Here is a 12,752-nt window from a genome sequence, read left to right on the forward strand (position 1 = left end):
TATAATTATAAAATAGCCTAAGCAAATAAAAATGAATTAAATAAAAAGCCGTCACAAAAAGACGGCCAAAAATGTGCATTATTTAAGCTTACAAATAAGGCTTAACTAGATTATTCGAGTTGGTGTAAGAATCTAACACCGTCAAAAGGGTATAAGCACCGATAAACTTACGGCTAATGAACATAAACTCTTTTGGTGGTAGATTAAACTCGAAAGATTGCATTGCGCGAGTGGCTTTAGTAGATAGCCGTGAGTGCAGTTTGCTGTTTGCCCAGATATAACGATTTTGATCATCGAGACAGTCCGTGGGAATATCATCATTTTGTGCAGGATCACTAAAGGGCTCAGTCGCTAATAAGAATAATGAGGCGATATCAGAGCGCACTTTATCACTCATGCTATCAAAAAAGTCATATCCTGTCATCGCAAGTGTCATCGCTTTATGATCGTGACGATATCCTGCTCTTAATAAGCCGCGAGCAATCGTAAGTAGATTGCCATCAAACTGGCGGACAGCACCAAAATCTAGCAAAACCAGCTTGTCGATATCGTCTTCATTTTCGCTAACTCGAACAAGGTAGTTGCCAAAGTTGGGATCGGTCTGCATCTCACCCCATACAAACACTTCTTGCATCATAATTTCGATAGCAGCTTGACCAATCGCGTTACGACGCTCATGTGGCAAAAGTTGTAGGGCCTCAGAGACCACAGTGATACCGGGCTCATAGGACATGCACAGCAGACGTTTTTTTGAATAAGTTCGGTTGACTTTAGGAACAATATAACGCGGATCACCACTCAAATGCTCATAAAAGCGTTCAGTCGTAGAGGCTTCTGCTTCGTAATCAACCTCGTGATGGAGTAGGTCACGTATTTCTTCAAACCATGCATCGAGGGCACGCGTTTGGGGAACGATGTTACTGACTTTCAATAACTGCTTGAATAAAGCAAGGTCAGAGTTGATAGCATCTGCCACACCTGGATACTGAATTTTTAAGACAACTTGTTCACCAGTTGCGAGTACGGTGGCACGATGAACTTGAGCAAGAGAGGCTGTGCCGATAGGAACGGGGTCGATGTCGAGCTCGCTCATCTTATTACCCAACAGTTGGCGCAGCGTTTTTTCAATGGTCGGCCATGTCAGTGTTGCCGTGTCATCATTAAGCGTTTGCAACGCCCGTGTAATCTCTGGCGGTAAAATATGCTCACCATATATGGCCAGCATTTGGCCGATCTTGACCACTGAGCCTTTTAACTTACCCAATTCTGCTGCAAGATAATTGGCCTGTGCTTCCATGAATGCTTGATTACGCGCTGTTCGAGCTTCTTTATTCAAAAACATGCCAGACACACTATTACCCGCCCAACGACGACCAATGTTTAGGGAAGTTTTGGCAATCGACATTCGACGATCAAACCCTGAGGTTTTTAAGTTATCGATTGATTGCTTGTTGCTGAATTTTTTAGACGTATCATTTGCCATAAATATAATCATTCATCCAGTTGGTATTGATTTGCGGGTTTGAAACCTACAATACAAGGGAGATGTGATGCACGGGTACAAAATTGTATCATATAAAAGGTACTGGGTTTACGAGCATAGGTCAGTCGTTGATAGTGACTTTGTAAGCTATAACGCAGGCTGCCGCTTAAGAAAAAATATAAGTGAGAACTCGACTACAAGTCTTATGACTTTCACAATTATTGCATGCATAAATTTGTCAACAACTGCTGACAATGTATAGATCAATGCTGAAACTGCGACAGCTTATATTTATATTTCAATATAAAAAATTAGACCTAGCATTATGCTAGGTCTAATAATCAGCTAAATAAGGTATAAAAAGTTAGATATAGTCAGAGAACTGCTAAACGGCTACGGCGTTATTCTCCCTAGATGTACTACTTGTACAATCTTCGGTCGGCTGCCTTGTATCCATTTTAGACTTCTTTGACTATAGGTTTAAAAGATATGGGCTTAAAAAATAGTACCCTCATCAAATACAGAGTTTATGGTCAGATGAGTAATCTTTGACTAAACGTTTTCACGAGCAATGGCGTGATGACCAATATCACGTCGATACTGTGCACCCTCAAAACTAATAGCGCCAGTGACTGCGAGCGCTGCTTGCTGAGCTTCAGAGATACTGTCTCCCATTGCTGTCACACATAATACACGGCCACCATTCGTGACCACTTCTTTTTCATTGTCCGCAGCTTCATTATCAGAGAATGCTGTACCAGCATGAAAAACTTTGACAGCATTGTTGTTGCTAGCGTCTAGCTTTGGCAAGCCTGTAATTACATCGCCTTTCGATGAAGTTTCAGGATAGCCTTTTGATGCAACAACGATACCAAGCGCAGGACGTTCATCCCATTTGGCTTCGCTAGGCAATTGACCAGCCAGCCCTTGAGCCACCAAATCTGCCATTGATGACTGCAAGCGCATCAAGATAGGCTGTGTTTCTGGATCACCAAAACGGCAGTTAAATTCGATCACGTAAGGATCGCCTGCTTTGTCAATCATCAAGCCTGCATATAAGAACCCTGTATAAGGGTGACCTGCGTTATTCATGGCATCCACCACAGGCTGAATCACTTGGGCCATAACCTTATTATGAACATCTTGTGTGACCACAGGGGCAGGAGAGTAGGCACCCATGCCGCCAGTGTTTGGCCCTGTATCTCCTTCAAAAGCACGTTTGTGATCTTGGCTGGTTGCCATTGGCAAAATATTGTCACCATCAACCATACAAATAAAGCTGGCTTCCTCGCCCTGCAAAAACTGCTCAATGACCACACGGCTGCCCGCATCGCCGAATTTATTGTCGGCCAACATGTCATCGATTGCTTCATGCGCTTGCTCAATGGTTTCGGCGACGATCACGCCTTTACCAGCCGCCAGTCCGTCCGCTTTGATGACGATGGGTGCGCCTTGCTTATCGACATAGGCTTTGGCAGCGTTTGCTTCTGTGAACCCTTGATAAGCGGCTGTTGGAATGTTGTTCTGTTCCATGAATTCTTTGGCAAAGGTTTTAGAGCCTTCTAACTGGGCACAGTATGCTGTAGGGCCCCATGCTTTAATACCAGCATCACGGCAAGCATCGACGATACCAGTGACCAAAGGTGCTTCTGGCCCAACGATGACCATCTCGATGTCGTTGTTTTGGCAAAATGCGATGACAGCGCTGTGTTCACTCGCATCTGTCTCAGCAGATGTCAGGACCACATTTTGGCATTTTGGCTCAAGGGCAGAGCCTGCGTTACCAGGAGCGATATAGACATTTTTTACATTATCGTCTTTTGCACACTGCCATGCCAATGCGTGTTCGCGACCACCTGAGCCAATCACCAAAATATTCATCATGCTTTTTGCCCTTAGCATTAAAGTTAATAATGAGCGAATCGTACGCTCTTAAATATACCGCCATATTCTAACAAAAAAACACCCATGATTACTATGAGTATCCACCTGCCAGCCACGAATCGTCCATATTACTGCTTTAATCCCTATTATCTCATGAGCAAAGGTTATTGGATTGTTGCTGATTCATGAAATGATGTTGTACGCTTTAGCTCACGCCGCAGTTGCGTTACACTTCACTATATTGATGGTATTGAATCCTAATGGCTATTTATTCACAAAAATAAGAAAAAAGGAGAAATCTTTAGACATAATCAGAGAAATAAATCGCATAAATGGATATACTGCCACCGCCACATAAATCGAAGATAAATATGCGGTATCAGTAGCCAATACATATTAATGAAAACCCATAAATAATTGATAAACCAAACCTATAAAAAGGACGCAGGACATGCCAAACTCCCTCAGTATCGCAAAAGAGCGCATTAGCCAGATAAGCGATATTGCTACCGGCTATGTACAAAAAGACAAATCCTTATTTGATCACTTCATTCATAGCTATTATCAGCCTCTGCACCAAGAAACGGCCGAGTCTATTAGCAATGCCGACTTAGCAGGTATGGCGCTACACCACTTCACGCTGCTAAAAAAATACGATTGCAGTAAACCGCAGCTGACGGTATTGAACCCTCTCGCAGAAGAGCAGCATTTTCATAGCTCGCACACGGTCATTCAAATCGTTGCCTATGACAGACCGTTTTTGGTCGATACGATTTTGATGAGCCTTGAAGCTGAAGGTATCGACGTTCATCGCACTTATAACATTATCATCAGTGTTAAGCGTGACGATGATGGTCAGATTACGTATGTCGAAGGCGCACACGAAAGCGCGACCTCGCATTTGTCATTGATTCATTGCGAAATCGCCTATCAAGATAACGCAGATTTGAATGCGCTACAAAACATGCTGCTGTCTAAAATCGATACGCTTGATACCGTTGTGGGCGACTGGAAACAGATGCGTGCACAGTTAAATGACATCAAAACTGAGCTGTCTACCAAGCCATTGCCAGAAGTGTTTTACTCACAACAAGAAATTCAGGCGTTTTTAGATTGGATCTTAGATGATCATTTCATATTTTTAGGCTATCGTGAGTACCGCTTAGAAGGTGGTCAAGCAATTGCAGTCAGTAATGAACCAAGTGATTTGGATCTATTTGCCATTGGCAATAGTGGTCTTGGTCTATTACGCGGCTCTGAAGAAGACAAGCTCTCAGAGAGTTTTAGTCAGTTGCCTAAAGAGTTAAAGCAGCTATTGACTGAGCCAAGAGTACTGATGCTGTCTAAATCAAGCCGTGTATCACCGATACATCGCTCGGTCTATATGGACTTTTTGGGTATTCATAAATTCGATGATCAAGGTAATTTGATCGGTGAGTATCGCTTTATTGGTTTATTGACATCACAAGCGTATCAGCTGACAGTACAGCAAATACCATTACTACGCGAAAAAGCCAATAAAATCATGGCGATGGCAGACTTGCCACGTGACGGCCATGCCCATCATAAAATGATGCATGTGATCAATACGTTACCGCGCGATGACTTGTTTCAAGCCAGCGTGGAAGAGTTATACCCCATTGTCTCAGGTATCACACAGCTACAAGACAAAAAGAGCTTACGCTTATTTAGCCGTATCGATCATTATCAGCGTTTTGTGTCGTGCTTGGTCTATATCCCGCGTGACAAGTTCAACACTGAGCTGCGTATCAAGGTACAAAACGTCCTAAAAGACGCTTATAACGGTGCCTCATCAGGATTCACTACTGAGTTCAACGAATCTGCTCATGCTCGCGTCCATGTCCATGTCCGTACTGTGCCAGGTCAAGTGAATAACGTTAATATCGCAACACTTGAAGCCAAGTTGTCAGCACTCATGCAGTCATGGGATGATAATTATCAAAAAATGCTACTCGACAATGTGGGCGAGCAAGAAGCCAATGCCTTAAATCGTCGATTCTTAGATTACATTCCTGCCGCTTACCAAGAGCGTTTCGATGCGCGTACCGCTGTCGAAGATACCAAGCGTCTGGCTGGATTAACAGCAGAGCAGCCAATGCTTTGGCACTTGTATCAGTCAACAGGCGATGCCAGCAATCAGCTACATCTAAAGCTATATGGTCGCGAGCAGCCTGTTATCTTGTCAAAAGTACTGCCAATACTTGAGAATTTTGGTGTCTCGGTTATCTCAGCACAGACTTATGAGTTTGATCTGCCAGAGCAGCCTATCTGGATGCAAGAGTATGAGCTGACACTAGAGCATGTCGATACCGTCAACATGCAAGTGGTACGTGGTCAGTTTGAAGACAGCCTCAAGCAAATTTGGGCAGGACGCGTTGAGAGTGATTCATTCAATGAGCTGGTACTGACCACTAAGCTCGATACGTATGATGTGGTGGTACTACGTGCATTGTCTCGCTATATGCTACAAGCACGCGCGCCATTCTCTGGTGCTTACATTCAGCAGACGGTCGTCAAAAACAGCGACATCAGTGTGGCACTAGGCAGTCTATTCGATGCACGCATGAATCCCAAATATAGTGCAGACGATCGTCAAGCGAAGACTACTCAAATCCAAGCGCAAATTACAGCAGCACTCGCTGATGTCGATAGCTTAGATGAAGATCGTATCTTGCGCTGGTACTTAGATTTGATCAATGCGATGGTGCGTACCAACTTTTATCAAACAGATGAAAGTGGTCAGCGTAAAGATCGCTTGTCGTTTAAGTTCTTGGCAGCAGACATTCCAAACTTGCCAAAACCAAAACCAATGTTTGAGATATTTGTCTATTCTCCACGCGTTGAAGCCGTGCATTTACGTGGCGGAAAAGTCGCCCGTGGTGGTCTGCGTTGGTCAGATCGTATGGAAGATTTCCGTACCGAAGTACTGGGCCTCGTCAAAGCACAGATGGTCAAAAACGCGGTAATCGTACCTGTTGGTTCTAAAGGCGGTTTCATCGTCAAAACCAAAAGCATGGCTGATGGTCGCGAAGCATTCCAAGCGGAAGGCATTGCCTGCTATCAGACATTCTTGCGTGGTATGCTTGATGTCACAGACAACATCGTCGATGGCACTATCGTCCCGCCAGCCAACACCGTCAGACATGACGAAGATGATCCTTACTTGGTGGTTGCGGCAGATAAAGGCACGGCGACGTTCTCGGATATTGCAAATGCCTTAGCTGCAGAATACAACTTCTGGCTCGATGATGCCTTTGCCTCAGGTGGTTCAGTAGGCTATGACCATAAAGCCATGGGTATCACAGCACGCGGTGGTTGGGAATCTGTCAAACGTCACTTCCGTATGCAAGGCATGGACATCCAAAACCGTGATGACTTTACGGTTGTCGGTATCGGTGACATGAGTGGAGATGTATTTGGTAATGGTATGCTGCTCTCGACTCGTACTAAGCTGGTTGCGGCCTTTAACCATTTGCATATCTTTATTGATCCTAATCCAGACACGGCAGCCTCTTATGCTGAACGCGCGCGCTTGTTTGAATTGCCACGCTCATCGTGGGCGGATTATGAAGCATCACTCATCAGCCAAGGCGGCGGTATATTCTCTCGTCAAGACAAGACCATCGCCATCAGCCCAGAGATGAAATCGCTGTTTGATATCCAAGCTGACAGCCTGGCTCCTAATGATTTGATCAGCGCCTTACTACGAGCGCCGGTTGATTTGGTCTGGAATGGTGGTATCGGTACGTATGTTAAGAGCGCCAACGAGACGCATGCTGACGTTGGTGATCGCGCGAACGATGCGCTACGTATCAATGGTAATGAGCTGCGTGCTGCTGTCGTTGGGGAAGGTGGTAACCTAGGTCTGACGCAACAAGGCCGTATCGAATACGCTCAAACGGGTGGCCGCATTTACACTGATGCGATTGATAATTCAGGCGGCGTCAACTGCTCGGATCATGAAGTCAATATCAAAATCCTACTGGGTAAAGTGGTTGAGCAAGGCGATATGACGCTTAAGCAGCGTAATGAGTTGCTTGAGAGCATGACGGATACCGTAGCTGAATTGGTACTGCGTCAAAACTATCTGCAACCACAAGCGATCGAGCTGAGCCATATTCGCGCAGCGGCTAACCTAAGTGATCATCAGCGTTTTATTCAAATGCTGGAAAGTGAAGGTCGTCTGGATCGTGCAATTGAGTATCTGCCATCAGATGAAGAGATTGCAAAGCGTCAAAAAGCAGATACAGGTCTGACCAATCCTGAATTGGCTGTGGTCTTAGCCTATGGTAAAATGTGGGTCTATGACAATCTATTGTTATCTGATTTGCCAGATGAGCCGTATTTCATCAATGAGTTACGTAAGTACTTCCCAGATGAGCTCGCGTCACGCTTCTTTGATGAGATGACCAAGCATCGCTTGCATCGCGAAATCATTAGTACGTATTTGACCAACAGTGTGGTCAACCGCTTAGGTATCGAAGCGCTGTTCCGTCTATTTGAAGAAACGGATCAGTCGTTGGCGACCATCGTACGTGGTTACGCAATTAGCCGTGATGTATTCAATGTATCACGCGCATGGAAAGCGCTTGAAGCGTTAGACAATCAGGTCGATGCTGAGCTACTACTCAACCTTGAATTACGTCTACGTGATTCGCTTGAGCGCGGTGTGGTCTGGTTTATCAACGCCTTTGGTCAAAACCTACAAGTCGCTGATATGATTGGCCGCTTTAGTGACAGTGTTGAAAAACTGACTAAGCCAAGTGGCTTTATCGAGCAACAGTTTGCACAGTATCTACAAGAAGATACCACTCGTTTGATGCAAAAAGATCTGTCTGATAATGACGCTACCTTATTTGCGATGCTGCCATACCATGTCGATGCCCTAGATGCGGCGTTATTGGCTGAGCAATACGAGCGTCCTGTTGATGAAATTGCCACATTATACTTTGAAGCATATCAGGTGTTGCAGCTAGATTGGATGATGGATAATATTGCCAATTTACCACAGCAAGACTACTGGGATCGCCGTGCACGTCACGCCCTAGTGAACGAGCTGTCACGCAGCTTGCGTCTATTGATGGATGCGGTACTCTCAAAACCAGATGCCAAGCAAGCCTTTAGTGAGTGGCGAGCCAGACACGTTGATCAGCTTGCAGCAGTGACAACAGAAATGCAAAAGCTAGATGATCTGCACAGTAGTGATGAAGATGGTCAAATCGGTCTCTCAACCTTGTCAGTATTGATGAGTGAGCTTAGTGGTTTAGTTACTAAGTAATATCAATCCCAAACTGTCTCACAAAAAAACCACCGTCCTTAATGTTCGGTGGTTTTTTATGTTTTACGCTATGTCTTTAGTTGATTTACTAAGTGTCATAAGCGTAACGTAGTAAGTATAAGAAGTCACTAGCAACTTGACTCCTTATACTTACTCATCGTCAGCGACCACCTTACGACAGCCTTGGCCACTGATTTGGCTAAAGCCGCCAGAGATTTTTTCGACCTTAATCTGAGTCAATATTCGCTCTTTGAGAGCCTGCACATGAGAGATAATACCAATGATTTTTCCCTCTTGCTGTAGGCTGGTTAAGGTATCGAGCGCGATATCTAATGATTCTTCATCAAGCGTACCAAAGCCTTCATCCAAAAATAGAGAATCTACCCGAATGTTTTGACTGGCCATTTGCGACAGTCCTAAGGCTAAGGCTAAACTGATAATAAATCCTTCGCCGCCTGAGAGATTTTTAGTACTACGGATATCACCGCCCTGATAATTATCAATCACATTCAGCTCTAATGCATTGTCTGTATCATGAATCAGCAAGTAGCGGTCACTCATTTTTCCTAATTGCTTATTGGCATGGTCAATCATCACCTGAAAGGTTAAGCCTTGAGCAAAGGTACGGTATTTTTTGCCATCTTTAGAGCCAATCAAGTCATATAACTGTTGCCATACTTGCATGGCCTCTTTCTGTGCTGCAATGGCCACACTCTGCGTGCTCTGTGCGATTTTTTGCTGTTCGTTGGCTTTGAGTTGTTGCTCGATCGCCCCTAACACGCCAAAGCGTGTGTCCACCTCGGTTTGTAAATTTTGTAACTTGCCAGCGAGTATGTCTCTTGGCTCATCAGTTAGTGGGTTCGCTAGCTGTTCATTCAATGATTGCTGAGTAGCCTGCAGCTGTACTTTGGCGTGATTAAGGGCTTGCTCAATACTAAATTGGCGATTTTTTAACGCATCACGTGCCTCTTTTGGCAATAGTGACTGCTCAAAATCTGCCTCGCTCACGAACTGTGATTCCGATAATAATGCCGTAAACGTTGTCTGTTGTTCATTGAGTACGGTAGTAGCAGTATTGAGGTCATCTGCTAATTGATCGGCTCGCACTTTTGATTGTTCGAAAACTTGCCTAGTATTGTCTACTTGCCGCTGCAAAATAGCTGTTTTATTTTTGGCCTCATCTAGCGCTGTGTGCAGGCTATTGCTCTCGCTATCAGGGTTTTTATCTGCAAACAGATGATATCTGTCCGTTTTTGATTGTTGATGCGCGACCGTTTTATCTAAAAGACTGTTCTCTAACTGTTCAAGCGAGATTTCATCAGATGCTAGCTGCTGCTGCTTGGCCCCAATCTGCGCCGTCAAACGACTCAGATCGTTAGTGAGCTGCTGTTGCTTGGCAATTTGAGTATTAAAGGTTTGCTTTAATAGGTTAAGCGCAACGCGCTGTTGGCGTAGTGGGTTAATATGATTGTCGTATTCAGCTTGAGATAACACTGTTTTTGTCTCAATACTACGGCGCAGCTGCATCAGTGCTGCCTGAACCTCTGCAGCGTCAAGTGCTGTATTTAAATAATCTTCATATTTGTCAGTAGGATATTTATCTACTTGTGTAGATACAGTCGCCATAATAGGAGACATGTCAGAGAAATTGGCATTGATTTTATCCGTGATGCCTTCATTTTTTTGAGACATAAGCTTGATGTCAGTGGTCAAGTTATTAATGCTGTCAATTAACGCCTGTTGCTGTTTTTCGTCGACTTCAATAGCGCTGTTAAGGGTGGCTATCTGTTCGGCTCGGGCATCGTAATCAGTCAGGACTTTATAAATAGCCTGTTTTTGCTGATTGAGCTGCTGCTTAGCGCTGTCTAACAAAGCAATAAATTGGTTAACACGCGCTGTGTCGTAGATACTAGTCGCTATTGCATCCATAAGCTCAGCAAGCGGATGAATTGTATCTGCCAATGCTTTATCATACGCATTTTGAGGATGGATTAGTGAGGACAGAGCAGAGTGAATATCACTCGCGACTGTATTTGATTGCGCCTGCAGATTCTCTAGTTGCTGCTGCTCACTACTTAAGGCGGCTTTCTTGGTAGCATAATCGACACGGTAAGCAGCTAAGGTTTGCTCCAAAGTTTCAATGAGCGTCAGAATCTCAGTGATTTTATGCTGAGTCTGCTGGGCTTGAGACGGTTGACTACTATCAGACGTCTCACTGTTTGTATGATGATCTAACAGTGGATGGTTTGTACCATAAGGATGCTCATGCGCGCCGCAAAGTGGGCAGGGCGTGCCGTCCTCTAACTCGATTATATAATCTTCGAGCTTGGCCACTTTTTGTAGTAGCTGCAAATGTGCCTGTTTTTCTTGCTGTTGGTATTTTGCCGCTTGGATGTCTGACTGATGACGTGTCATCAAATCCTCTAGGGCAGTTAATTGCTTATTTAAGGTCGGTATCAACTGCTTGCTTTTGTATATTTGGCCAGACAGTTCAGCCAAACGCTCGAGCTTAAAGCCTACTTGTTCAACTTGGTTACTTATTTGACCAATGCGATCTTGCTCGCCACGCATATTAGCAATGGATTGATGTTTAATGAGTGCTGATTGTTGCTGCTGTAAGTTAGTAAGCTGCGCCTGCTGCTGCGTGATTATTGACTTATCCAACTCTAATCGCTGAGCGAGTGCATCAGCTTTATCTTGTAGTTGGCTGGTGTTTTGTTCCTCTGTTATTTTAGCGACTGCTAAGCTGGCATTATCTTCTAATAGTGTCCTCAGCCTGCCACAGTTGCTGTCAAAAGTGGCCATGTCAGTGTCAAGGTCACCCAGCTCTGGGTAATCAGTAAAAAATTGATCTATAGCGCTCAGCTGGTTTTTCGCCTTACTTTCGGTTTGTTGATGCGCTTTTATATCGCGGCGTAAGGTTTCTACGTTAGCGGCCAATTTGTTTTTATGGGCAGTATCATCATTGATTGAACGGGCTTGCTGGTTGACTTCGCTATCGAGATCACGAACTTTTGCGATAATGGGCAGGGCATCATGAAGCGCGGTTGCTGCTTGTACTTCATCGCTAGCGGCAGCCTCTAATGCTGACATGACTTGTTTACACTGCTGCTGCTCTATTGGCAGTTGTTGATCCACCGCCTCTCGTTCTGTGCGTAGATCGTGCGCTTTTTTACGGCTATACAGCAGTTCTCTAAACGGGCTGTCAATCTCCAATGCCTTATTGGCAGCCTCTAAACGAGCAGCCTCTGGCACAAAACCTTGCTGGGCTTGCACAGCATCGATCTCTAGTGCCTCATAATGAGTCAGATTGGTCTGTAAATCCGTCACTTTATCTAGCCACTGTAGCTGGTTACTCACTGTTTTAAGTGTTTGCCGCTGCACAGTTTGCTCGTCTTTATACGTGGTTAATTGTGCTTGCAGCTTTGCTTCATCGTCCGCGCTTAATAACGGTAAGCTATCAATGCCTGCTTGCAGTTTGGCTAGCTGGTTTTCTTCGTGTCGTTTTTTTTCAAAAACGTTTTTGGATATCTCTGCATAAATCGCTGTGCCAGTGATTTTTTCCAGAATCGCGGCTCTGTCGGCAACATCGGACTTTAAAAATGCGGCAAAGCTCCCCTGAGCCAGCATGATGGAGCGGGTGAACTGGTTAAAATCCATGCCAATTAAATCTTGGATATATACTGCTGTTTTGGATTTTTTTTCTTCTAATACTTTGCTGCTATGTGCATCACTGATTTCATGCTTGATAGGCAATAAGTTACCTTTGGCTTTTTTGCGTGCCCGATGCTGATACCATGAGCAGCGATAGTGTTTATCGCCAATCTCTATCACCACCTCAGCTGAGCACTCGCCTGTGCCTTGGGTCATCATCTCGTTTGTTGAACCAGTGATATCACCCAATCTAGGCGTTCGGCTATATAACGCCAAACAAATCGCGTCCAGAATAGTGGTCTTGCCAGCGCCCGTCTGCCCTATGATGGCAAATATACCTTCGTTAATAAAGGCTGCATCTGTAAAGTCGATGTGCCATTCGCCTTTTAGAGAATTTAGGTTTTTAAGTCGCAGTTCAATCAGTCGCATGGC

General features: G+C 44.6%; 4 protein-coding genes. 1 reads left to right on the plus strand and 3 read right to left on the minus strand.

Annotated elements, in window-relative coordinates; genetic code table 11:
* Positions 1 to 88 precede the first annotated feature (88 nt).
* Together IP510_RS08455 and purD are read right to left on the minus strand one after the other, a co-directional pair.
* Entirely contained in the window at positions 89 to 1,483 is a 1,395-nt protein-coding gene (locus tag IP510_RS08455; protein WP_194364346.1) for an ABC1 kinase family protein, read from the minus strand.
* 552 nt (positions 1,484 to 2,035) lie between these two features.
* Positions 2,036 to 3,364, minus strand: coding sequence for a phosphoribosylamine--glycine ligase (gene purD / locus IP510_RS08460; protein ID WP_194364525.1), 1,329 nt, complete (start codon positions 3,362 to 3,364; stop codon positions 2,036 to 2,038).
* A gap of 454 nt (positions 3,365 to 3,818) precedes the next feature.
* Between purD and IP510_RS08465 the strand changes: the two genes are divergently transcribed.
* A complete protein-coding gene (locus IP510_RS08465) occupies positions 3,819 to 8,666 on the plus strand; it encodes an NAD-glutamate dehydrogenase (RefSeq protein WP_194364347.1) in 4,848 nt (1,615 codons plus the stop codon).
* A gap of 150 nt (positions 8,667 to 8,816) precedes the next feature.
* Here the strand turns inward: IP510_RS08465 and IP510_RS08470 are convergent, their stop codons facing one another.
* Complete coding sequence (locus tag IP510_RS08470) at positions 8,817 to 12,749, minus strand: AAA family ATPase (RefSeq protein ID WP_194364348.1); 3,933 nt, start codon at positions 12,747 to 12,749, stop codon at positions 8,817 to 8,819.
* Between the last annotated feature and the right edge of the window lie 3 nt (positions 12,750 to 12,752).

This window comes from Psychrobacter sp. NG254 (assembly GCF_015277735.1).
Classification (GTDB): domain Bacteria; phylum Pseudomonadota; class Gammaproteobacteria; order Pseudomonadales; family Moraxellaceae; genus Psychrobacter.